This window comes from Amycolatopsis sp. NPDC034160 (genome assembly GCF_055575355.1).
Genome location: NZ_JBVISU010000026.1, coordinates 30293 through 53679, shown reverse-complemented (window position 1 = coordinate 53679; position 23387 = coordinate 30293). Strand labels below are relative to the sequence as shown.

Sequence of the window (23387 nt, the reverse complement as noted above, 5' to 3'; positions counted from 1 at the left end):
CCTCTCACTCGAGCGGGTCACCATCCACGCAGGGGACGCGACCGGCTGCTCACTCACCAGGCCGGGATCAGCCGTTCTGCCCCGTCGACGCGTCGATCCGCGCGGCGCTTTCCTGATCCAGGCCGCTCAGGACCGAGACGTTCTTGTTGATACCGTCCTTGAGCTGGCCGGTTCCGTCGCCGGCGACGCGGGCGCCCTCACGGGCCTTTTCCGCGGGATCCACGTAGTTCTTGGCGAACGCCTCACCGATGTCGTCTTGACCCCAGCATCCATGGCGATCATCGAGAGTGGTCTCGAGAGCCCGAAGAGATTCCTTCAAACGCTCCCCCAGCGCACCCAGTCGAGCGGCGGCGGCGGACGCCCCTTCGGGGTCCAGCCGGAACGTCTCGGCCATTTCGTCCTCCACTCTGGGCCGCGTTACCTGTCGCGCCCGATCCGGGCCGCGTGCCCGCCCTCTGGCCAGGTAGGCACAAACCACGGTTACACACGTTCGGTCTAGCGCCAACGGAAACCGCGACCAGGGGTCTTTTTCCGGTTTTTGTTGCCCTTACCTCCCCTCGAAGCCGGCCCTGACGCGGGAAAGGCATCCGGTCGTCACCTGATGTGACCGACGCGCCTATTGAGAGGTAAGGTGAACGTGGTGTGTCCTGAAGGCCTCCTTTGAGGCGTTGAAGGTCTCAGCGGGGACCTCCAGGACATCAGGCTCCGACGCTGTGACCGCGGTAGCGTGTCGCGAAAGCCCCTTTCGGGACATGTGGTGTCCCGAAAGGGGCTTTCGCGGCATGAGCAGCACGCGGCTTCGCGGGAACCCGGCTATCTGGCCAGTCCGGCAACAGAAACACTGTCCCCAATGTGGCATGGGAGACGCTCGGTGTCTCCCATGCCACATTGGGGACATGACCACGTGAAGCACTCCCGAAGGTGGATCAGTTCTTACCCAGGACGTGGCTTTGCGCGTCGTCGTTCTCGCCCCAGGCGCCCTGGTCGGCCTGGACCCAGACCTGCGGTTCCCGTTCCTTCTCGTCCTGTCCACCGGCGCCGCCACCCATGCCGCCGCCACCCATCGGTCCCATCGGGCCCATCGGCATACCGCCCTGCTGCGCCGCGGCGAGGCCGCCGGGTACGCCCGCCGGGGAAGGACCGCCTTGCGTGCTCACCGGTGCACCGGCGGAGAGAGGCTGGGTGTCGAACTTGCCCGCGGCCGGCCCACCCGCGGTCGCGGGCGCCGGTCCCGTGCCGCCACCGGATCCACCGGCGCCGCCACCGACGTCCCCGCCCGCCGACGCGGTCGGCTGCAGGAAGTCGTGCATCGCGCTGCCGCCGCCACTCCCGCCGATCGCGTCGATGGCCTTGGTGGCGGCCGCCTTCGCGTCGGCGAGTTCCTGACGTTCGGCGGGTGTGTCGTCGGGCTGGGCGAGGGCGTCGATCGCCTTGGTCGCGTCTTCTCTCGCTTGCGCCAAAGCCTGGTCGTGCTCGGGCCCGGTGAGTTCGGGTGAATCGTTGATTCGGTCGATGGCGTCGTTCGCGGCCGCCTTCGCGGCGTCCAACGCTTCGCGCCGTTGAGGATCGTCGCTCGACGTGCCGAGGCCGTCGATCGCCTTTTCCGCAGCGAGTTTCGCGTCCTGCACCTGCTGGAAATGCTCCGGAGCGGCCATCTTGTCGATCGCGGAACTCATCGCGCCCTTGGCGTCTTCGAGTGCTTCCTTGCGCTCGGGATCGTCGGTCTGGCCGATGAGGTCGTCGATCGCCTTGCCCGCCGCCTCCTTCGCGTCGAGCAACTGCGCACGCTCGGCCTGTGCCTCCGGGTCGGCCCCCTCACCGAGGACGCCGTCCACGGCGTCCGACGCGGCCTTCTTCGCGTCCTCCAGGGCCTGTTGCCGGGCCTCTGAATCCCCCGGCTGCGCCAGATCGCCGATGGCGTCTCCCGCGGCCTGCTTGGCATCGCCCAGATCCGGCGTCAGCTTGTCGATCGCGTCGCTAGCCGCGTCCTTGGCCTCTTGCAGGGCTTCCTTGCGTTCCGGATCGTCGGTCTGGCCGATGAGGTCGTCGATCGCCTTCCCTGCCGCGTCCTGCGCTGCCGATCCGCTGCCCGTCGAGGCACCGTCCCCGCCGAGGACGCCGTCCACCGCGTCCGACGCGGCCTTCTTCGCATCCTCCAGCGCCTGCTGACGAGTTGCGGAATCATTGGGCTTCGCGAGGTCGTCGATCGCGCCGCTGGCTGCTTCCTTCGCCTCGTCGGCGGTGGGCTCTCCCGGACCGCCGGTGAGGTCGCCGGGTGCCGTCGGGCCGGTGAGCCCATCGATGGCGTCTTCCGCGGCCTTCTTCGCGTCGTCCAGCGCCTGCTTGCGCTTCGGGTCGTCGGTTTTCTTGCCCAGTTCGTCGATCGCCTTGCTTGCGGCCTTCTTCGCGTCCGCCAGGCCCGGCATCGACGGCGTGAGCCCACCGCCTATACCCGCCCCCGGACTCGTACCCGCCCCCGGGCTCGCACCCGCGCTCGGATCCAGCGATCCACCGGCACCTCCAGGGCTGCCCGCCGTTTCGCCCGCGGTTTCGCCCGGTGCCCCGCCCGCCGTTTCGCCCGGTGCCCCGCCCGTCAGACCGTCGATAGCGCCCTGAGCCGCTTCCTTGGCGTCCTGCAACGCCTCCTTGCGCGCGGGATCATCCGTCTTCGCGGCCAGACCGTCGATCGCGTCACCGGCGGCCGTCTTCGCGTCTCCCAGAGCCGCTTTCGCCTCGGGCGTCATCCCGCCACCGGCCGGCGGAGTGGTCGCGCCGCCCGTCCCGTCAAGTCCACCGCCCTCGCCGTTTCCGGGAGCCGTAGCCGTGCCGAGCGAACCAGGGTCCGTGGCTTCGACGGGCTTCAGTTCCCCGGCACGCCTCGCTTCGGCGCTTTCCGCCGCGTAGGCCGGCTCCCGCAGACGTTCCTGCCCATTCTGGCCAGGCACCGTCTCACCAGTCGTCATCGAACCCTCCGAGCGCACCTCGGCGTACCCCGGTCCCGGGAGATCGGAACCGCTCGGATTCTGCGGATTGTTCCTGGTCTGTGCCTGGTAGCTGTCTCCGGGCGCCGCGGTGGTCGTGTCGCCATCGGAAATATAGAGCGGGACCAGGTCCGCGCCACGGGCGTTGTACGCGGTCCCCAAAGTGCCCAAGGCGTTCTGCAGATCCTTCAACAACGCTCCGTCCGACGACGTTTTGATCTCGAGCATCGCGCCCGGCAACTGTGTCACGATCGCCGCGGCCGCGGCTTCGGTGGTAGCGGCCTGGATCTTCCTCTGGGCATCGGCCTGCAGGGCGGCCAATCGCTGCTCGTAAACCTGTTGCCCGATTTTCTGGAGTTGCCAGTAAGTGGTCACGAAGGCCTGGGTGGCACGACCGATGTTCCCCATGTTCGTGCTGAACTGCTTGCCCGTTATCGTGTCATAGACTTCGTCACTGGTGTTCAGGACCGCGGTGGCGTATTTCGCGAACGACTCGCTGGTCTCGCCTTCCAAAGCATCCCTGACGGCTTTGATCTGCTTGGCGAACTTCTCGTTGACGGCGGCGAGCGCGAGCTCGGCCATCTTCATGTCCTTCTCCAGGTTGTACCACGCGGTGCTGATCGAACCTTCTGGAGCGTTGACCAGGTCACTGACGGCGGCTTCGAACGATGCCAACGTGGAGAATGAGGAAGGATCGAGCGCGGGCGGGGCTGTCGCGTACTGGCCGACCGTCGGAGGCTTACCTTGAGGAGCGGACATCTGAGAATCCCTATCTGGACAGCCAGCACCGAGGTCGACTGAAGCGGATCAGCGCGGACCGCCCGGTTCCTTTCCCGGCGATTGGTCAGGTGGTGACTACGTCGTTCGAATCGCCGCCGCAGGCGGTGCGGTCGAGGCCGGCGATCACCTTCTGGATTTCTTCGGCGTTCCGGCCGTCGGTGGTCTTGAATCGCTCGGAGATGTCGTTGAGCTTCGTTTCCATCTCATCGAAGGCGATCCTGAGCTGAGCGGCATGCGCCACGACGGCGTTGCGCCGGTCGTCGACGACCCGGTCCAGCCAGCCCGCGAGCTTGAACTTCTCCGCATGGGGCCAAGGCTGCTTCAGCGCTTCGAAGGCGCTCTGGTCGTCCATCAGCCGGCCGATGTTCTGGCCGGCGGTCGCGATTGCTTCGGCATCGAACTTCGTCGACACTTCGACTCCTTGCTCTCGAACGGTTCTGGCCGTTCAGGGAAAAGCGGTGTGCCGGGCGCGAGCACCCCGGCACACCGTGCGAACTAGGCGATGCCTTTCGCCCCACCCTTGTCGGCCGCCTCCATGGCCGCGGCCGCGTCCGACACCTTCTGACGAAGGTTGAGCAGGTTCTGCCGGTGCTCGTCCAGACCGGTCTGGAGGTTGATGGAGCGGGCCTCGTAAGAGTTCGCCGTTTCACCGACCCAGTCCTGCATGATCGTCTTGACATCCCTACCAAGGGTGGTCGCCTGGTTGTCGATCTCGTCGGCTTTCTTCATCATCATCGCGACGCACTGCTCGATGACGGGGTAGTCGTAGGTAATCGTGCCGTCAGCCATCAAAACTCCTCAAGAAAGATCGTGCGTGGTCGGGTCAGGCGCCGAGGAAGGTGCTGGTTCCCATGGGGACGTTCAGGATCGACTGCGTGTTGTCGGCGTCCGTGTCCACCTGGGCACCGGCTTCACGACGCATGTCGCCCGCCATACCGTTCAAGTTGCTGAGCACCGTCTTGCGAACCGCTTCGACCCATTCGCCCGTCACCGAGCTGAGTGCCCTGGTGGCCGCGCTGGTGCTGGCCGCGAGGGTGGCCTCGACCTCCCTCTTCAGGTTGTCGAGCTGATCGTTGACGTTGTTCGCCGTCTCCTCGTGCCTGGCGGCCTGGGCGATGATGTCCTGATCATTGAGCTTAGTGGAATGTGCCACTGTGCTTCCTCCTGCGATGAGTGCTACGACTTTGGCGAGCCCTACGTTTTCGTAGTAGCACGACCACTATTCAAGACTAAATTCCGAAGTTGTCCCGAATCGTCTTTTCGCGGCCATCCGGGCTTCCGGTAGGGATTCCCCTTACGAGCGGGACAGCCGCGATCAGGACCGTACGGTCTGAGCCTGCCGGGCGGCGTTCACGCTGAGCACCGGCCCGGTCGGCAGCAGATCGAGCAATTGCATCGGAACCGGGACCGCCACGGATTCGGTATAGCCAAGCGCGGTAATGGTCTCCGTATCGGCCAAGGGGTATTTCTCCCCGACTTCGGTGACCAGATATGTCACGCCCAAGGGCGCGTTCGGTGCGGGCAGATTCCGGGCGAGGACACCCCTGCCCGCCGGTATCGAAACCCGGTCGGCCGTCATACCCGCCTGATGCGTGCCGAGCGGAACCGAGGCCTGGGTGACCTGGTTGTCAGGGAGCAGTTCGGCGACCGTCGCCTGGCCCGCGCCCGCCGACGGATCCTGGCGGACACAAGGTTGCGAACCCGGTGGCGGGGTGACGACCTCGGGAGGACTCGGAGGCAGCTCGTTCGCGATCCCGGCGGTGGCCGAGACGGCTACGCCGGTCAAGGCGTCCGGTGTGACCTGGACCGCTTCGATCGGCCCGTCCGGATAGGCCTGCCGGGTACTCGGCGCGGTGAGCAGAAGTGCCGCTCCGGTCCGGCTGAGCGCGGCCAACCCTTCCCGGCGAACGAGGTAGTTCTGTTCTGTCCCGATCGCCGGATTGCGAGCTTGGTAAATCTGGCCGACCAGGCTCTGTTTCCCGTCGATCACCGGTCCTGGCTGACCGAGGCCGGGTACCGACTGGGCGACGAAGTCCGGGCCCTGGGCGATCGTGTTCAGCCACAACGAAGGCACCTCGACGGGCCGCTGGGTGCCGTAGCCGAGGGCGACGGCGACCGAACTGCTCGGCAGCTTGAAGCGCTTGCCGCGCGTCACCAGATAGAGCTCGCCACTCGGCGCCGACACGTAGTACGCCTGGCCATCGGTGAGCACGGTGCCCGGCCCATGTCCAAAGAGGACACTCACGACCGCGCTCTGCGTCGTCGCGGAGCCGGGCAGCCGCGCGCAGACCGTCCACGTGCCACCGGTCACCTTGTCGGCCGCCGGGAGCGAATCCGGCGCGCCGGCGATCCCGATCGGCTGGCCGACCGGGGTTCCGGCCAGCGCGTTCGGCGAAACAGAGGTGACCTGACCACCGGACTGGCCGGCGACCAGCCGGGCGGACGAGTAGTTGAGCACCGGCCGAAGCTGGCCGGCCAGGTAGACGTAACGCGCGCCGCTGGTCTCGTCCATCACGATCGCGCCGTCCTGTTTCCAGGAGGAGTTACCGGTCGAGGGCACGAACATGCCGAAGATGCCGAAGACACCCATCGTCACCGCGGCGAGCACGAAACCGAGCACGGTCCCGGTGGTCATCCGCTTGCTGGGCGACTCCAGCGTGTCCGGCTTGCCGTGCGTCACGGCCGCCGCCAGTCGCCCGACGACGAAGAAGTAGGCCTGAACCTGATCTTTGCGTGATTTCATCAGCCGGCCAGGTGTCGCATGAAGCTGTAGACGTGCAGGACCTGCAACAGGATCGGCAGCACCGCGATGGCCGTGATCAGTTCGAAGATCTCGACCGTGCGGCCCCAGTAGGGCCGGAACCGCTTACCGGGCAGGCGTTCGCCGCCGAGGAGGAACAAACCGGCGACGAGGACCAGCGGGACCACGACCACGAAGCGGGTCTCCATCGGCCGCGCCAGCCCGAGATCGGCGGCGACCAGCAGCACGACGACCGCGGCGGGCGCCAGTACCGCCCAGCGCTGGATCATGCCGCTCGGATGGCGGGATCGCAGCACCAGAAGCAGGGCGATGACCAGCGCGAATGTAAGGTGCCAGCCGTCATCGGCGAGATCGAGCACCGGCAGGAGCACTACCTGCGCCGCCCCCACTCCGACGTGCAGTGCCGTCGAGTAGCCGAAGGTCGCGGTACCGCGATCCACGACCACCTTGTGTGACACCGCGTCTATGTCTTCGTGTAGTTCCTCGGCGCCCGTCGGGAGCATCGGCAGGGTCAGCCCGGACAGGCGGAACGCGGTCGTCGGGATGAACAACGCGAGGATCAGGGAGGTCACCAGGCCAATGGCGGTGGCTTGGGCCGGATCCGCGGGGGTCACGGAGCCGATCAGGCCGGTGATCAGCAACACGACGGTGAACAGGATCGCCCCGGCGAACAGCGCCGCGCCGTCCGCGACCACCATGATCCCGACCAAGAGAGCGAGCAGGGCCGCCGCCGCGGCGCCGGTGACGCCCATCATCGCGATCGCCGCCGGATCGAGCAGGAGCACCAGATCCCAGCCCGCCAACGTGGCGAAACCGACACCGGCTCCGGCCAGGATCACCGCGGGTACGGGTTTGGCCGCGCCACGGGCCACCAGGGCCGCGGCAGCCAGGAGCACCACCGAAAGCCCGGTCGAGAGCAGCACTTGCGCCGCCACGGCGGTGCCGACCAGCAGCAACCAGCAGGCGAGCAGCATGAGGGCCACGGCGCCCAGCCGGAACATCCAGCCGACCCGCGCCGGGTTCAGCGCACCGGGATGCTCCCGCACCTGCTCTGCCACCCCGTCGACCAGGTCGTCGTAGTCGATCGCGGCGAACTGCTCGGCGCGGGGAAGCAGATGGAGGCTCTCCCCGTCGACCACGCTCAACTGAAGCAAGGTGCGGTCTTCGTCCAGCGCGGCTTCACCGATCCGCTGAACCACCCAGCCCTCGTGCTCGGCGCCCTGCTCGATCGTCTCGGCGCCGAACTGGGCGAGGATCGCGGGCAGCAGATCAACGAGGGGAACCTCGGCCGGCAGGGCCAGATCCCTTGCCTGTCCGCCGAGGACGAAACGTAGCCTCGCCGAACTCGTCGTGCGATGCTGTGTCTGCTCTTCCATCAGGCACCAGGCCTTTCTTCCAGGTCTAGACCCGTGTCCGGCCAGACGCTAGCGCCGGACCACGCGGCGGGTGGCCTCGCCGGCCGTTCCTTTCGAAAGCGGGGAGGATCACTCACCAAGGAAAGAAGCACGCCATGCCGGAGAAACTGACCGTGGATCCGCACCCGGTCTTCCGTAGTGACAGGGACATCGACAAAGCGGTGCGCAACGCGCAAGCGCAGCTGAAGAAGCTCTACGGGCGGATGGAGGTGGCCCCGGGGAACGACGGCAAGATCCTGAACCCTTGAAGGGCAAGGCGGGTGGGGGTGCTGGCCTTCGCGACGCTGTCGCCCCGGCGGACCGCACTGGATCGGGCCTCGGCGCTGGCGGGGATCGGACTCGCCCACGACCCGAAACAGGTCCCCACCGTCCATAAAGGACATCTTTCGAGACGACAGCGCCCCGATTTGCGTACTTCGCGCAGTGTTGCGAGGGGGTCGCGAGTGCCAATGGGCGTTCTATTGAGGGGTAAGACAAAGGCAGCGTGTCGCGAGCGACGTCGGCTCGTGCCGCGGCCTGATGTCCCCCCAGGGCATGCCACCTTGGCCTCACCTCTCACGATGAGGGTTAGTGAGGGACGAGGCGCAGGTGTCGTGGTCGGCCACCTATGCGGTGCGCGTTCTCGCGAAGGCGGCGCCCGCTGCTCGTGTCGCGAAAGCCACTTTCGGGACATGTGATGTCCCGAAAGTGGCTTTCGCGACACCTTCGGGACACCACCCTCAGTGCCGAAGCCTGATGCCCAACGTCTCACAGACCCTCCCGAACACGACACCTTTGCCTTACGCCTCAATAACCCTCTTTAGCACTCACAACCCCCTCGCAGAACCGGGCAAAGAAACGTTAATCGGGCGCAGCGTGACCTGGAGATGTCCCCTGTGGACACACAGAGCTGGCGACTGACGCTCGTCGCCAGTCCAGAACCACGGCCGAAGGCTCTCCCGCCCTGAAGCTAGCGAACGCAACGGCGATCGACGAGTAGCCCACCCCGGTCGGCGACCGGTCCACCAGCGACGGTCAGTCGCTCTTCTTGCCTTTTTCCTTGTCCTTGTCCAACGAGTCCGGAACGCTCATGCCGAGCCCGTCGAGACCCTCCAGCATCGGTCCCAGCAGCGAGTTCATCATCTCCATGGGGTCGACCTTGCCGCCCGCGACCCCGGCGAAATCGAGCCCGGTCGCCGAACCCGTGCCCATGACCTTCTCGACCTTCGCCAACGCCTCGGTACGGCCTTGCCGCACCGCCTCCACGATCTGATGAGCCAGCTGGGCGGGAGGCAGTGAGCGGTACTTCGATGCCTGGAACGACAGGTCCGTCAACTCGCCGCGTCCGTCGAAGGTCATCAAGAACGAATTGTCCTTCGCCCGGACGGTCGTCGTGCTCTCCTCCCAGATCTTGCTCACCTCCCGCAGCTTCTGCTTCTCCCGCTCCAGATCCGCCAATGCCTGCTCGACACCCAGATCCGCGTTGTTGAATGCCGCTGCCCACTCCGTCATCACACCATTCCTCACTATTCATGACCAGCGCCGACACCCGGGCACCACAGCTCGTCCCCAACGACTACAGGAAAACCGTTCCAAGCTGATCGAGACCCGCGCGCACGGCCTCTTTTGCGGTGATCTCTGCCCTTAAGCCTGTTGCTGTCCCCTTCGGACAGCGCAGCCGCACCTTGCCCGATCGGGCAACCGGGCACCATGGACGGGCAACTCCGATCCGTTCGGTGGACTGATTCACCGTTGTCGATCGACAATAAAACCGGAAATTCTCCGAGGTGAATTAGCAGTGCAATTGGTTTTCGAGGAATGGGAACTCGCCTTGCTCGTGGCGAGGGGAACCGGGGTTCCCAGAGTGGATGGCGGTGATTCGCGTGGTGACGGACCGACCGATGCACTCACGGCGGAGATTTCTCCGGCACGGTGCGGACATGGCGATGCTTCTCGCGTCGGCCGGTGTGCTCTCGGCGTGCGGGAGCCCGGTCCGGACCGGCGGGGACGGCGCCGTCGGAGGCACGATCACGATGATGAACTATCCGGACTGGATGGGCGCGACCGAAGTCCAGGCCTTCCGTGCCGCGTTTCCCGGAGCCGACGTCAAGCAGGTCTCCGGGCTCACTTCCGGGGCGGCCCAGGCCGTCGTCCAGATCCGGCAGAATCTCGAGGCCTACGATCTGACGTTGGCCGGTGGCGCCACCGCCGGACAGATCCAGGCGGCGGGCCTCACCGCCCCGTTCGATCCGGCCCGGGTGCCGCGACTGGCCGAGGTCCCCGAGTTCTTCCGGCGCTCCTTCCCCTTCGGCATTCCGGTCGATCTCGGGAAGGTGGGATTCGGCTACCGGCAGGACCTCATCACCGAGCGGCCCCGGTCCTGGGCGGATCTGTGGCGGCTGTCCGCCGCCCATCCGGGCAAGGTGACCGTGCTCAAATACGCCGAGGACGTGATGTCCGTGGCGCTTCTGCTCACCGGGCATTCGGCCAACGCCGACGACGAGCCGGCGCTCGACGCGGCCGTCGAGGCCTTGCGTGAGCTCAAGAAGACGTTGCGCGCCTTCCTCCCGACGGATTTCTCGAAGGACCTGATCAGCGGCGACGCGATCGCGGCGGTCAGTTACGACTACGACATCGCTTCGGCACAGGCCAAGAACAAGGACATCGTGTGGGTCACGCCCAGCGAAGGCCTGCCAGGCTATGTGGACGGCTGGCTGCCGCTCAAGGGGAGCGACAATCTGGCCACGGTGTACGCGTTCATGAATCATCACCTCGATCCCCTGATCTACGCCGACTTCGTGAACACCACCCGCTCCGCCTACCTGCTCCCCTCGGCCGAGCCGCACATCGATCCGTCCATCAAGGACAATCCCAGCCTTCGGTACGACGCGACCGCGTCGGCCAAGGTGGAGTTCGCGGAATATCGCGGACCGGAAGGCTCGCGTCGGCGCGCCGACGCGTTCGAGCGTGCGATCGCCGCATGATCCGTCCCCGGCCCGGTGGGTGGCCACGACGGCTGCTCATCCTGCCGTCTACCGGCTTCTCGGTCCTGTTCTTCGTCGTCCCCCTGGGACTGCTGGCCGTGATGTCGTTCGGCAGGGTGGATTCGCTGACCTACGAGACGATTTTCGGCTGGAATCCCTCGAACTATCTCCGGGCGCTCGAACCGCGTTACCTCGGCGCGGTCCTCCGCTCGCTGATGATGTCCCTCGCGACCGTGCTCGCCTGCCTGGTCATCGGTTTCCCGGTGGCGCTCACGCTGAGCCGATGCTCCGGCCGTGCCCGACGAGCACTGCTGGCCGCGGTGATCATTCCACTGTGGACAGGATTCGTGGCGCGCACCTATTCCGTGGTGGGCGTGCTCGGGGATCGGGGCCCGGTCGCCGATGTACTCGGCCTGCTGGGGCTGGCCCCCGACGGGATCACCGTGCTGTACACCCCGACCGCCGTCGTGATCGGCATGGTCTATGCCTATCTGCCGCTCATGATCTTGCCCTTGTTCGTCGCCCTGGAGCGGGTCGAAGGTTCACAACTGCTCGCGGCGGCGGACCTCGGGGCGGGTCCGTGGTCCCGGTTGCGGCGCGTCGAGATCCCCCTCGCGGCGCCGGGCATCGCTGCCGGCTGTCTGCTGGTCGGGATCCCGGCGATCGGCGAGTACGTGGTCCCGGCCATCCTCGGTGGGGGAAAAACGTTGATGTACGGCAACATCGTGGCCAACCAGATCCAGGAGGTCGGTGACTACCCGCTCGGATCGGCGCTGGCCGTGCTGTTGACCGCGGTGGTGACCCTGGTTCTCTTTCTCGGCCGCAAGGCCACCGCCCGGAGCGAAGAGCCATGACCAGGCGTCGCAGACCGAAGATCGCTTCGATGGTGACGGCCGTGGTCCTGTTCGCCCTGTACGCCCCGATCGCGCTCGTCGTGGTGAACTCCTTCAACGCCGACGAGCGGCTCGTGTCCTGGGCGGGGGCGACCTTCCGCTGGTGGGGCGAGGCCTTCTCCGACCCTCGGGTCCAGGAGGCTCTGCGAACCAGTCTGCTGGTGGCGGTGGCGACGACCGTCGTCGCCGTCACGCTGGCCCTGGCCGACGCGCTCTGGTGGCGAGGTGCCTCTCCTCGCGCGCGCCGCGTCCTGGAAGCGCTGGTCTTCGCTCGCATCATGCTGCCCGAGGTCGTACTCGCGCTGGGTCTCTTCCTCAGCGCCGAACAGGTCGGTCTCCCCCTCGGTACCGCGACGATCGTGGTCGGGCAGGCCGTGTTCTGCTCGGCTTACGCGACCGTTCTCCTGCAGGCCAGGTTGACCACGATGGGCTCGAGTCTCGAGGACGCGGCGGCCGATCTGGGCGCGCCGCCGGCCCGAGTGCTCTGGCGGGTCACCCTGCCGATGCTGTTTTCGAGCATCGCGGCCGCCGCGTTGATGGTGCTGACGTTCTCCTTGGACGACGTCGTCGTCGCCCAGCTCCTCGGTGGCGCCGAGGCCGAAACACTCCCCGTGCTCCTGCTCGGCAAGATCCGCCTCTCCGTGTCCCCCGAGATCAACGTCATCGGGACGGCGCTGCTGCTGGCCACCGCACTGCCGGTGCTCGCCCTGCTGATCGCGGGCAAACTGCCCATCCCGGGCCGATCAGGACGGAGTTCCCAGCGGTGACCATCGATTGCCCGCCTCCCGCGGTCCGGATCCGCGGCTTGACCCGCCGGTTCGGGGCGGCCACCGCGGTCGACCACGTGGATCTGGACGTGATCCGAGGGGAGTTCTTCTCGTTGCTCGGCCCCAGCGGGTGCGGGAAGACGAGCATTCTGCGGATGATCGCGGGCCTGCTTCCGGAAACCGCGGGCACCGTGTGGCTGGGCGGGACGGACGTGACCCGGCTGCCCGCCCACCGGCGCCCGGTCACCACCGTTTTCCAGGACTACGCCCTGTTCCCCCACCTGAGTGTGGCGGGCAACGTCGCGTTCGGCTTGCGAGAGCGCGGTATCCGTGGGCGGGCCGCCCGCACCGAAGTCGACGCCATGCTGGAGCAGGTCGGCCTTTCGGGCCGCGCGGACGCCCGGCCGCCGGAACTGAGCGGCGGGCAACGGCAGCGGGTCGCCCTGGCCAGGTCCCTGGTGCTGCGCCCGGAGGTGCTGCTGCTGGACGAACCCCTCGGCGCGCTGGATCTTTCCCTGCGCAAGCAACTGCAGCTGTTACTTCGCCGGTTGCAACGCGAAACCGGCACGACCTTCGTGCACGTCACCCACGATCAGGCCGAGGCGTTCACGATGTCCGACCGGGTGGCGATCATGAACGCCGGCCGCGTCGAGCAGGTCGGGACACCCCGTGAGGTCTACCGCGGCCCCGCCACCGAATTCGTCTCCACCTTCGTCGGCGAGGTCAACCGGTTCAGCGCGACCGTACGCGCGGTACGCGGCGGCGGCCGCTACGAGGTGAAACTCGGCGACGGTCAGCACGCGGAAGTTCCGGGTAGGCCAGGCATCGAAGCCGGTGCCGCGGTGCACGTCCTGGTGCGCCCGGAGGACCTGACCATCGGCGAGCCGGACACGGATACGATCGCGATGGAGGCGACGGTCTCGGATGTGGTGTTCCACGGATCGAGCACGGTGGTCTGGGCGGAACCGGCCGAAGGTCCGTCCGTCACGGTTTCCGCCACCGCGCGGTCCGCCGACGGACTCGTGGCGGGCACCGGGCTCCGGGTGGCGTGGCGGCCGGAACAGAGCTGGGTGCTGCCGGCCCCTTCTGCTCAGACTCCCGAAAAGCGCCGGTTGAGTTCGGCCGACTTGCCCAATGCCCAGTAGGTGGCCGACCGCAACGGATACAGCCGGCGCGGCCAAGCGGTGGCGATGCTGTTGTAACGCCGTGACCAGGTTTGGTTGTAGGTGATGTGGGGTCGCGTCCGCTTCTCCCAGCGGGTCAGCGCGGCGGGGACATCGTCCGCATCGGACACTTCCTCCGCCATCGCGATCGCGGCGCCCAGGGCGGAAACCGCGCCCACGCCCAGATTCGAGGCCATCGCGAAAGCCGCGTCACCGACGAGAGCCGTCGACCCCTTCGACCAGGCACCACAGCGGATCTCCACCAGATCGCGCCAGACCGCGTCCGCGGGTGCCCGCTCGATCACCTCGCGGGCCTCGGGAAACGTCGAGATCCAATGGTCCCTCTCGAGTGGATCGGTGCGCGAACGCGCGTCGTCGCGGCGGCAGGACAACCACACGGCATAGGCGTCGCCCAACGGAAGAATGCCCACCCGGCGGCTGTCCCGCAGCCATTCGGGCTGCTCGGTCATCCATTCGTGGCCCAGACGCGGCAGCACGTAGCGGAGCCCGGACACGTTGAGGTCCACCATCCGGACGTCCAGCCCGTCGGCTTCCAGTGCCCGCCGCACGCGCGAACCCACACCGTCCGCACCGACGACGAGGTCACCCCGCAGGATCTCCGGCTCAGCGCCGCCGAGCACCAGGCCGCCCTCGACGATTCCGGTCACGACCGAACCGGTGCGGATGTCCGCACCCGCGGCCCTCGCGCTGCGGACCAGCGCGCGGTGCAGCGAACGCCGATGGCAGCAGTACATGTCCCTGGTGACGTCCGCGGACTGCACCATCCAGCCGCGCTCGTCGTACATCGTCCAGAAGTCGACGCGATGCGCGTCGACGATGGTGTCGTCCAAGGCCTCGAGTTTGGTGAGCGCCTCGATGCCGTCCGGGCCGAGGGTGATGCCGGCACCGATCTCCCGCAACTCCGGCGAACGCTCGTGGACCGTCACCGACCAGCCTCGACGCCCCAGCGCCGTCGCCAGCGCGAGTCCGCCGATTCCGGCACCGGCGATTTGCGCGACCCGTGGCATGGTGGCCCTTTTCTCTTGTCCGGCAAGCATTCCCGCGTTCGCAGAGTCACAAAGCCGAAAACCGGCGGTCAATGGCCCGGAGGACGATTTGCCCGATCTTCCCCCTTCGATCTGTCTGTTCGGGCACGAGATTCACCTGGCCACCGGGCCGGGGGAATTTCGGGCACGATGTCGGACCAGTTCACCTTTCCGAGCCCGACTCCGCCGCCGGTCGCGTCGATGATGGCGAAGTGGAAGACATCCTCGACGCCGTTCTGGAGGCGGAGAAACCACTGGTCCTGCTCACCGGGCTCGCCGGCACCGGTCGTACGAACCTGCTCGCCCGGCTGTCCGAACGCTACGAAGCGGATCGAAGGCACGTTTCGGCGATGCGGTTCACCTCGACCGGCGACGTCACTCCCGCTCGCTTCACCCTTCCACCCGACGACCGGCGGGGTGATACCGCCACCAGGCTGCGGGGTCCGATACCCGGCGAGCCCGCTTGGGCTTCGATCGGCCCGGTCGCCGGTGCGGCCGAAGAACCGGCGGTGGCGCTGCGTGCGGCCCACGCCGCGGCCGCGGCTCTGCGTCGCGCCGGTGACGGCACCGTCCTGCTGCTCGACGATCTGCAGTGGATCGACCGATCCTCCCTCGCGGTACTCGAAGCGCTGATCCCGATGCTCGACGGCCGTCACCTGACCTGTGTCGGCGCGCTGCGTTTTCCCGCGAACGGCGCCGCCGCTCGCTACGGCCCCGAGGCGCTGGCCCGGCTCCGGAAGAAGGACCTGGCCCTCACCTTGCGCCTGCGTCCACTGACCAAGGAGCTGCTCGCGGACGACCTGAGGAACTCGCTGGGGGCCGCGCCCCAATCCGCGCTCGTCGACCACGTACACGCCATGAGCCGCGGCGTGCGCTCCGCGGTGAGCGAGACAATGGAGTCGTTGCGCCGGCGCGGCGCGATCCGGGTGGTGAACCGGTCCGCGTACTTCGTCCCCGCGATGGCCGCGACGGACCCGCTTCCGCCCGGTGATTCCGTCGCGACGGTCAGAGCACTCGGCACAGCGGCCTGGGAAACGGCGAAGGCCATGGCCTTCCTGTGCCCGCTCGGAAGTGCGGCACCTCGGCTGGCGGCCACGGTGATCGGCGTCTCCGAGCAGGACGTGCTCGACCGCCTGGAAACCCTGCGAGCCGCCGGTGTGCTCCATCGTGCGGGCGCGTCGTGGCGCTTCCCCCTCCCCCGCCAAGCCGCCGCGTTGGCCGAGTCCTGCGGACCGTACGAACGGCGGATACTGGCAGCGGCCGCCGTCGAGGCCCTGTGGTCGCACACCGCGGACTGTCCCGACCTGGAGCATCGGACGAACCTGTTGGCCGAAGCCGGCCGGTCCGTGGATCCGGTGCGGGCGTCGAAGGAACTGATCCGCCGCGCCACCGAAGCCGGCCGGGACGGTGCCGCGTCGGCACTCCGCTGGCTCGACGCCGCCGCCGAACTCGCCGGCGACCGGCTACACCGGGCGAAGGTACTGCTGTTGCTCGGCGCCGCCTATCACCGAAATGGCGACTATGAGCGAAGTCTGCGCACGATCCGGCTGGTGCTGAGCGACTTCGCGGATCAGCTGGACCCGGACGCCGTCTTCGAGGCCCACTCGCTGCTGCTCTGCGGCCTCAGTGGCCGGCGCGACACCGAACCGCTGCGCGACATCGCGGACGGTGACCACCGCCTGGCCGGGAATCCCGGCTCGCGGGCGCTGATCCGGGCGACCGCGTGCGCGCTGCTCGACCGCTGGGCGGAAGCGGTGCGATGGGCGGACGCCGCCGTCCCGGCGATCCACGCCGGAGGGCCGCAAGCGGTCGTGTCGCGTCTGCTGAGCGCGCTCGGCGGCCTTTGGCAGGGCAGAGGCGAGTTCTTCGAGCAGAGTCTCCTGGAACGACGGGACTGGCCGCTGCGCGATGTCGCGCCCTACCGCGTCGAGCTGGTCGACGCGCATCTCACGGGTTTGCTCTTGACCGGCGAACTCGACCGCGCCGAGAAGCTGCTGGCCGACGAGGAGGTTTCCTGGGAAGAGGTCGGGCCGGCCAACCGGACGACGGCCGCGGTCCTGCGCGGTGACTTCCGGACCGCGACCGAACTGGCCTGCCGAAGTGTGGCGTACCGATCGGCCCCCGGTTTCGCCGCCGCCACGACCGGGATGTTCACCGCGACGGTCTCCGCCCTCGTCTGCCAGGGACGGCTCACGACCGCACGCGAACTGACGACCGCGGCCGGGGAGAGCACCCCGGTCCTCGCCCATCTGATGGACTTCACCGAAGCGCTGATCGATCGCGCCCTCGGCGACCCGCGGAGGGCGGCCGATCGGCTGACCACCGCGTTGAGCGTCGCCCGGGAACGCGGACTGGTGGTCGGCTGCGACACCGCCGGTGCGGAACTGGCGGATCTGGCCCTCGACCTCGACGACCTGCGGACCGCGGAGCGCTGCCTGGTGGACATCGAGCAACTGGCGTGTTCCTTGCCGACGGGCCGGGCGATCCTGCTCGCCTCGTTCGTGCGCGCGGCGGTCACCAAGAACGCGGACGCGGCGGCGGAGTGCCTGCGGATGGCCCATGAACGCGGTCAGCCGTTCGAGTTGTCGGTCCTCATCGCGCGTCTGGTCAAACATGGGGTGGCGGATCCCGCCCTCCTGAGCGAAGCCTACGAACTGATGGCCGGACTCGGCGCGCTCATGCACCGCGCGAAGACCCGCACGCTGATGCAGAAGCACGGCATCGTCGTCCCCGGCCGCCGGAACACGGTCGAGGAGAACGAGCGACTGCTGGCGACACTGGCCGCCGAAGGCCTCAGCAACAAGCAGATCGCCGCGGCGCTGATCACCAGCGAAAAGAGCGTCGAAGGGCGGCTGAGCCGGTTGTTCACCCGGAGCGGTTACCGCTCCCGCATCGAACTGTCGACCGCGATCGCCAACGGCGAACTCCGGCTCTGACCGAGAAAAGAGCGGTCAGGCGTCTTCGTTCTGGGCAGCGGCGCGGATCGCGTCCGCGAGCACCCGCATCGACGCCGGTGAGCCGGGATTCAGCAGCACGTCCACGCCCCGCGGGGGTAACGCCTCGGCCAACTCCTCGACGGTGACGTCCAGCCAGCGAAGGTCGTCTCCGACGCGCGCACGGTGGCCGTGGGAAGTGGTCACCTGAACCGACGGCACCCCGTCCGGTGCCGGCTTGATCACCGCGACGCCTTCGTCGTCCGTGGCTATACCGAGAACCGTGTCACGGAGCACGACGGAAAACTGGTCCGCGACGTCCTGGCCGTCGGCGAGTGCGCGGAGCACCGCGTCCACGGGATCCAGCGGAGAGCCGGGAGTACTGGGCCGATAGCCGGGATTTGGGTGGAAGCGACTCGGCTCTCCCGCCTCGTCGACGACCCAGGCGCCCAGGACCACCTGCGGCGGCAATTCCCGCTGCTCCTCACTCATCCTGAACTCTGGGTCGAGCAGTAGCAGCAGCCTGCCGCCGGAAGCTTCTCCGGCAGCGGTCTCCTCGGATTGCTCGATCATGGTCTCCCTTTCCGGAAGTGGGGCGCGCCCGGCATTCCTGCCGAACATCCCGCACGGCAGAATACTCATCGCGGCGGTGGAGATCGCCCGGTTCACCAGCACCGAATGCGCGATGGGGCAAGTTCGCTGACCGAAGGAACCGATCGGGCGGAAGCACCGATGGCCGCGGCGGCGTCTCCCGCCATCTCGTCGAGGAGCTGGTCCGCTGATGGGAACGACACCGCGCGACCAGACGACCTGGAGAACTGGGTCCTGCCCGGCTGGGAGCCTGAAACCGAAACCCGCGGCCGCCCACCGAGGCGATCGTCGGCCTCTGGCCGAAGGCCAAGTGAAGTCCGTGAAGGCCTCCTTCCCTACCTTGAGAGTAGCGAAGGAGGCCTTCACGGACATGCCACGTTTGCCTTACCCCTCAATAGTTCCTGGAGGCGGCCTTCACCACCTCAGCCGGAGACGAGACGGTGAAGCTCGAATTCGAAATCGATCCAAAGGTTTTCTTCACCGCGGGGCACCATGGCGTGGCTACAGTCCAGCAGGTGTTTCAGGTCTTCCGCGCTGACCGTGAAGGTGGCCGCACCGTCCGGGGTCTTCAGATCGATCTGCACGCCTTCGGGATCGGAGACCGACGGACCGACCCGGACGTCGCCCTCCCCCGCGGGCTCGAGCAGACCGGCCGCGAGGAGTTCGCGTGAGAACAACCAGTCGATCTCGTTCGGGGTGCCACGCAGAAAGGAGGCCTTGACCGCGAAAGGATCGCTGGTGTCATAGCGGAGTTCGACTTCGACGAGCATGTCATCGACATTCGGGAGCGCGCGCACGAAGACCACATCGTGACTGTGCGCCACGTGCTTGATCGAGACGTTCTCGGACGTTGATGGGATTATCTCGTTGTTCATGGCCACAGTGTTGACGCCGAGACTTCATTTCCCCTAAACACGCCGGTCCGGGCCACGAAACCGCCGATCGGGTACTGACTTCATCACGCCGAGCCACCCATGACGATCAGTCGCTTACCCAGCCGTGCGACAACGCCAACGCGATGAAACCCTGCCGGATCTCGACGATCTGCTGACCGGTCAGCATCGGTGCGCCGAGCAACAGCACTTCGGTGACCTCCTCGCGCAGGTCCTGGGCGGTGAGCACGTCATGGTCACCATGGCGGACGGACGGCCCTCGGTCGGCCCGGGCCGGAATTTCCTGGGTACCGCGATCGAGCAGCGTGACGTCCGACGCCTTCAGCCCGCGAGGACCTTCCTCTGTGGTGAACTGGACCTGTACCCCCGCCGCGAGCAGCCGCTTGTCGAACGTCAGATCGTTCACATGCAGGAAGACATCTTCGTCACCGCTGTCCGGCGCCACGAAGCCGTAACCTCGCAGCTCGTCGTAACGGATCACTTTGCCGGTCATCAGCATGAATTGTCTCCTTGGACTTTCTTCCGCGGTGTCAGGCCGGTGGTTCCCCGCACGCCGGCGCCCCGAGCCGAATACCGCACCGACCCTATCGCCCAGGTCGGCATCCTCGTCGCGGTCACGGTTCCCTGGCCGACGGCAAGGCGTTTCCGACCGAAACTGTGCCCGAAGTTCTCTGGATACGTCAGTCAGGTCCCAGCTTCCGGACATGGTCGATCGGACAATTGTCAGCCGGGACCAGCGCGATGATCGGCGCCGAGAGGCCACTGTCGACATAGGACTGGATTCGTTCACGGCAGTCAGGAGCGCCGTGCACGACCTCGCCAGGATCACCTCCATGGCCTTGCGGCGATCACCACGAGACCAGGCTTCGTGCATCGGCGGGAGGGCCTCGCCGCGGCCGAGCCATTCGTGGAAAGCGGCGTAGACCGGCACTGCCAGGTAGCCGGTGTTGAGTCTGCGGGCGAGCCGGCGGGACAGGGCCCTGTCCCGGGTGGGACAGACGAAGACCCGGGCGGCCAGTTCGATGTTCTGTCCGATCTCTTCGCGAATCTGCGGTACGTCGCCGGGCGCGAGCCAATCGGTGAGCGCCGGCTCTGGTGGTGGATCGACCGGGTACTCCAGGCGGAAGTCGCTGACCGAGAAGGTCTCGTAGGCTTCGCTCACTTTTTCGCCAGCAGGGCAGCCCGCAAGGTGTCCCGGACCCGGCGGAGCGGCGTCGCGTACTCCGTGGCGTTCCAACTTCTGCACGATCACCGGGGACGACGCGCCGATTCCCAGGACGAAACGGCCCGGCGCGAGCCCGGCCAACGTGGCCGCGTTCATCGCCGGCAGGGCGGGGGCCACGGTTGTACACCTGAGCGACGGCGGTATCCAGCCGTAGTCCCGGCGCCCATGGGGATGCCAGCGCCAAGGGCGTGCAGGCGTCGGTACCCGCCTTTGCTGGCGTCGCGAGGTCGGTGTATCGAAGATCCGGGAGTTCTTCGACGATCTCCCGGGGGCGCGCGAGAGGTACGCCGGGCAACGGGATGGTCCCGGGCAGCAGGGCAAGGGACGAGGTCGCGCCGAAGTCTTCGCTCTGCAGGGCCAGACCGCCGCCCGCGAACGTCGGTTCCACGATCACGTGGCCGAAACGTCGACCGTGCATGTGCACTTTGCCCGGGACCTCCTCGACGACCACCAGCTTGTCGTCGTCAGCGGAGACGCAGCTCCCACGACGTGATGAATTTCTGCGAAAGGTGCACATTGGGGCACTTCATCGGCCTTCGCACCGGCTTCGCTTTTCGACCGGCGTCAGAATGACGGTGACCGGCGACCCTTTGGGAGCGATGATGACCCACCCCTTCACCCCTGAGCTTCACGGCATGCTGCTCCGCACCGCCGGCTGGCTGCCCGACGACACACTCACCCATGCACGCGGCATGCTGGCGGAGCACCGATGCGGAGACGTCGCCCGGCTGTTGGTGTTCGCGGGCAGGCGGACGACGCTGCCGCTGACCGAGGACGACCTCGACGTGCTGGGTGAACTGCTGGAGACCGACGGCGGCGACCCCAGTTCGCTGGCCGATGTGGAACTCACCCCCGACGACGTTTCGCCGCCATGGCGATTTTCGGCGGAATGGGACGAGTCCGGCGAAGGCGAGCAAAACGAAGACACGAACAACGCGATGCTGATCTCCGCGCTCGCCGAACAGGACCTGCTCGCCACCGCGACCGGCGAACCCGGACTTCGCGGCCTTTGGAGCGTCGTGCGCAGCCCCGTCGACGACGCGCCTTATCCGCCCCCTCGCGTGGTGTATGTGGCCGAGGTCGACGACGAGCACGAAGAAGCCTCGGCACCGGCCGAACTGGCAGGACGCTTCCAGGAGAGCCTGATCGCCGCCGGCGAACGGGACCCGCAGATCGAGGTGATCCCACTGGGTACCGGCGGCCTGCGCTATCAGCGCGCCGCGCAGCAGAACGGCAGGTTGCTCTGGGCCGCCGACACCGACTCCGAGGTCCGGGTGGCCAGGGTCTTCGACAAGGTCGACCCTGAAGCGGGGCCTATGTTCGATCCCGACCGGCCGAAGATCACAGACGATGGCGAGCGGGAAAGGATCTGCGAGTATCTCGAGTCGGCCACGTTGCTGCTCGTCACTTCGGTGCTGCTGGACGATATCGTCGAACCCGATCGAGGGGCGACGGTGCCGGCGAATTTCTACACCGACGGCTCCTGGGTATGGACCGACTCGGTCACCTACTACCTCCGGGAGCACCATCTGACACCGGATCCCGAATTCGTGGCCTATATCAACGACATCGACGGGCCGCCGCCGATTCCGGACACCGTGGCGCTCGGCCGGGTCATGAAGGCACTGACCCCGTCGGCCGAAAACGAACCCGCGTGGACCGCGTCCTGAAGATACCGGACGTCGCTTCGGCGATCGGTCCCGTACATAGAGAATTCATGAAGTCGCCGGGCACAGAATAGCAGCCGAGCATTCCGAAGGAATGCGGTGACGACGACAGGATCGTGAGCAGAATGGCGGGTTCCATGGGAACTGTTTCTTCCGGGGCGACTGTCAAGGTGATGGAGGGAGTATCACCGAAACTGCTCGCGGCCGCCCAGTTCTACAAGGCCAATTTCGCCTGGGATGTCGAAATCCAGGGAAATTCGCTGCTACTGTGCCTCTCCGGTGGCATGGCGGCGGTTTCCGTGCCGTTCCGGGGCGGTGAACACCTTTTCGCCGCGACCGCCGCCTTGCCTCGTGGTCCGATGTTGCTGGTGCCCGGTGCCCCGTTCCGAGCGTTCGCGCTCGTCGAATCGGACGATTGCGTGGTCTCGGACGAGGAGCTGCCGCAAGGCGTGCTGTTTCACCGTTCCCCCACCAAAGCCTTGCTGCCGCCGACGGTCACCTCACGCGGCGCCGTGCAATGGCTGCGCGAACCGTCGCCGAAGGACCGCTGGCTGCCCGTGGCCTCCGGGGTCATCGCCGCGCTTTCGCGTCCGCAGTGGCGGTCGCACCGATATCCTCTGATTCGGGCGGCGCGCGGCGAACTCAGCTGATCGCTCCGGACCTGAGCGCCAGCATGACCATCCGCGACCGGTCGCCGGTGTGCAGTTTCCTGGAAATCCGAGCGAGATGCCCCTTGACGGTGTTCACGGACAAGACGAGCTCGACGCCGATCTCCCGATTCGACTTCCCGTCCGCCACCAGGGAAAGAATCTCGAGCTCGCGCCCGGACAAGCTCTCCACGAGCTCGTCCCGGATGGTCTTGCCGACAGGCGGCGCGGGTTCGAACCTGTCGACCAGGTAGCCGATCGCGTTCGCGGCGAAAGCGGCGGTCGCCGGTGCCGGATCTTCCCCGGACGCGATCACGATCACGCGTTTCCGGCCCTGGCGGCGCAGACCGCTGACCAGGCCGGCCACTTCGCGCGGACCCTGGCGCGTGTGCAGCAGGACGAGGTCACATCTCTCCGCACCGGGTAGACCGTGTGGCGCGCTGGCTTCGGTGACCGTCTCGGCGCCCATGATCTTGAGCCTGCCCGCCAGATTCCGCCGCCTGACCGGATGCGGATCCACCAGCAGCGCCCGGAACCCGTCCGGGACCGACCGGCCCGGCTGCCCGATGAGTGCATGATGCCCGTTCTCGACGTCGGCACGGGCCGCCGTTTCCGTGTTCTGTTCGCTCATTCTTCTGCTGAACCTTATTGAAGGTTCAGCG

The 23387-nt window shown here is 67.2% G+C and carries 21 protein-coding genes and 1 pseudogene; 8 read left to right on the top strand and 14 right to left on the bottom strand.

Annotation, left to right across the window (positions count from 1 at the left end; genetic code table 11):
- Window positions 1-67: 67 nt before the first annotated feature.
- The 7 genes from ACZ54P_RS34965 to eccD all read right to left on the bottom strand — a co-directional run bounded on the left by ACZ54P_RS34965 (window position 68) and on the right by eccD (window position 7898).
- Window positions 68-394, bottom strand: a complete 327-nt coding sequence (locus ACZ54P_RS34965; RefSeq protein WP_465465885.1) for a hypothetical protein — start codon at window positions 392-394, stop codon at window positions 68-70.
- Window positions 395-926: 532 nt separating this feature from the next.
- The gene (locus ACZ54P_RS34960) at window positions 927-3740 is read right to left on the bottom strand and encodes a large repetitive protein (protein ID WP_465465884.1); all 2814 of its coding nucleotides are present in this window, start codon (window positions 3738-3740) and stop codon (window positions 927-929) included.
- Window positions 3741-3825: 85 nt separating this feature from the next.
- Window positions 3826-4173 carry a hypothetical protein gene (locus tag ACZ54P_RS34955; RefSeq protein ID WP_465465883.1) on the bottom strand — a complete coding sequence of 116 codons (348 nt, stop codon included), beginning with the start codon at window positions 4171-4173 and terminating at the stop codon, window positions 3826-3828.
- A gap of 83 nt (window positions 4174-4256) precedes the next feature.
- Window positions 4257-4550, bottom strand: coding sequence for a WXG100 family type VII secretion target (locus tag ACZ54P_RS34950; RefSeq protein WP_465465882.1), 294 nt, complete (start codon window positions 4548-4550; stop codon window positions 4257-4259).
- 34 nt (window positions 4551-4584) lie between these two features.
- The gene (locus ACZ54P_RS34945; protein WP_063054162.1) at window positions 4585-4914 is read right to left on the bottom strand and encodes a hypothetical protein; all 330 of its coding nucleotides are present in this window, start codon (window positions 4912-4914) and stop codon (window positions 4585-4587) included.
- A gap of 162 nt (window positions 4915-5076) precedes the next feature.
- Entirely contained in the window at window positions 5077-6504 is a 1428-nt protein-coding gene (gene eccB / locus ACZ54P_RS34940) for a type VII secretion protein EccB (protein ID WP_465465881.1), read from the bottom strand.
- Window positions 6504-7898 carry a type VII secretion integral membrane protein EccD gene (gene eccD, locus ACZ54P_RS34935; protein ID WP_465465880.1) on the bottom strand — a complete coding sequence of 465 codons (1395 nt, stop codon included), beginning with the start codon at window positions 7896-7898 and terminating at the stop codon, window positions 6504-6506. Before eccD ends, eccB begins: the two co-directional genes overlap by 1 nt.
- 134 nt (window positions 7899-8032) lie before the next feature.
- Here eccD and ACZ54P_RS34930 point away from each other — a divergent pair, with 134 nt between their 5' ends.
- Entirely contained in the window at window positions 8033-8185 is a 153-nt protein-coding gene (locus ACZ54P_RS34930; RefSeq protein WP_465465879.1) for a hypothetical protein, read from the top strand.
- Between the two features lie 766 nt (window positions 8186-8951).
- On the opposite strand, the gene ACZ54P_RS34925 is transcribed toward ACZ54P_RS34930, so the two are convergent.
- Window positions 8952-9428 (bottom strand): YbaB/EbfC family nucleoid-associated protein, encoded by a 477-nt coding sequence (locus ACZ54P_RS34925; RefSeq protein ID WP_465465878.1) that lies wholly within the window; start codon window positions 9426-9428, stop codon window positions 8952-8954.
- 428 nt (window positions 9429-9856) lie between these two features.
- Here ACZ54P_RS34925 and ACZ54P_RS34920 point away from each other — a divergent pair, with 428 nt between their 5' ends.
- The 4 genes from ACZ54P_RS34920 to ACZ54P_RS34905 are packed head-to-tail and all read left to right on the top strand — an operon-like array spanning window position 9857 to window position 13705.
- Entirely contained in the window at window positions 9857-10900 is a 1044-nt protein-coding gene (locus ACZ54P_RS34920; protein WP_465465877.1) for an ABC transporter substrate-binding protein, read from the top strand.
- The gene (locus ACZ54P_RS34915; protein WP_465465876.1) at window positions 10897-11754 is read left to right on the top strand and encodes an ABC transporter permease; all 858 of its coding nucleotides are present in this window, start codon (window positions 10897-10899) and stop codon (window positions 11752-11754) included. Before ACZ54P_RS34920 ends, ACZ54P_RS34915 begins: the two co-directional genes overlap by 4 nt.
- Before the next feature lie 29 nt (window positions 11755-11783).
- Window positions 11784-12560: an ABC transporter permease gene (locus ACZ54P_RS34910; RefSeq protein WP_465465875.1), complete on the top strand. Its 777-nt coding sequence runs from the start codon at window positions 11784-11786 to the stop codon at window positions 12558-12560.
- A complete protein-coding gene (locus tag ACZ54P_RS34905) occupies window positions 12557-13705 on the top strand; it encodes an ABC transporter ATP-binding protein (RefSeq protein WP_465465874.1) in 1149 nt (382 codons plus the stop codon). The genes ACZ54P_RS34910 and ACZ54P_RS34905 overlap by 4 nt, the downstream gene beginning before the upstream one ends.
- Here ACZ54P_RS34905 and ACZ54P_RS34900 read toward each other — a convergent pair.
- On the bottom strand, window positions 13651-14751 hold the full coding sequence (locus tag ACZ54P_RS34900; protein ID WP_465465873.1) for an FAD-dependent monooxygenase: 1101 nt from the start codon (window positions 14749-14751) through the stop codon (window positions 13651-13653). The genes ACZ54P_RS34905 and ACZ54P_RS34900 overlap by 55 nt on opposite strands.
- 230 nt (window positions 14752-14981) lie before the next feature.
- Here ACZ54P_RS34900 and ACZ54P_RS34895 point away from each other — a divergent pair, with 230 nt between their 5' ends.
- A complete protein-coding gene (locus tag ACZ54P_RS34895) occupies window positions 14982-17705 on the top strand; it encodes an ATP-binding protein (RefSeq protein ID WP_465465872.1) in 2724 nt (907 codons plus the stop codon).
- 15 nt (window positions 17706-17720) lie between these two features.
- Here the strand turns inward: ACZ54P_RS34895 and ACZ54P_RS34890 are convergent, their stop codons facing one another.
- The 4 genes and pseudogenes from ACZ54P_RS34890 to ACZ54P_RS34875 all read right to left on the bottom strand — a co-directional run bounded on the left by ACZ54P_RS34890 (window position 17721) and on the right by ACZ54P_RS34875 (window position 20727).
- Window positions 17721-18275, bottom strand: coding sequence for a type VII secretion system-associated protein (locus tag ACZ54P_RS34890; RefSeq protein WP_465465871.1), 555 nt, complete (start codon window positions 18273-18275; stop codon window positions 17721-17723).
- Window positions 18276-18715: 440 nt separating this feature from the next.
- Window positions 18716-19168 (bottom strand): SsgA family sporulation/cell division regulator, encoded by a 453-nt coding sequence (locus tag ACZ54P_RS34885; RefSeq protein ID WP_465465870.1) that lies wholly within the window; start codon window positions 19166-19168, stop codon window positions 18716-18718.
- Window positions 19169-19274: 106 nt separating this feature from the next.
- Window positions 19275-19679 carry a cold shock domain-containing protein gene (locus ACZ54P_RS34880; protein ID WP_465465869.1) on the bottom strand — a complete coding sequence of 135 codons (405 nt, stop codon included), beginning with the start codon at window positions 19677-19679 and terminating at the stop codon, window positions 19275-19277.
- Between the two features lie 187 nt (window positions 19680-19866).
- Window positions 19867-20727: pseudogene (locus ACZ54P_RS34875) on the bottom strand (LLM class flavin-dependent oxidoreductase).
- A 286-nt stretch (window positions 20728-21013) separates the two neighbouring features.
- Between ACZ54P_RS34875 and ACZ54P_RS34870 the strand changes: the two are divergent.
- Window positions 21014-22081 carry a hypothetical protein gene (locus ACZ54P_RS34870; RefSeq protein WP_465465868.1) on the top strand — a complete coding sequence of 356 codons (1068 nt, stop codon included), beginning with the start codon at window positions 21014-21016 and terminating at the stop codon, window positions 22079-22081.
- 170 nt (window positions 22082-22251) lie between these two features.
- On the top strand, window positions 22252-22728 hold the full coding sequence (locus ACZ54P_RS34865; protein WP_465465867.1) for a hypothetical protein: 477 nt from the start codon (window positions 22252-22254) through the stop codon (window positions 22726-22728).
- On the opposite strand, the gene ACZ54P_RS34860 is transcribed toward ACZ54P_RS34865, so the two are convergent.
- On the bottom strand, window positions 22721-23356 hold the full coding sequence (locus ACZ54P_RS34860) for a helix-turn-helix transcriptional regulator (RefSeq protein WP_465465866.1): 636 nt from the start codon (window positions 23354-23356) through the stop codon (window positions 22721-22723). The two genes, ACZ54P_RS34865 and ACZ54P_RS34860, sit on opposite strands and share 8 nt — an antisense overlap.
- Window positions 23357-23387 lie beyond the last annotated feature (31 nt).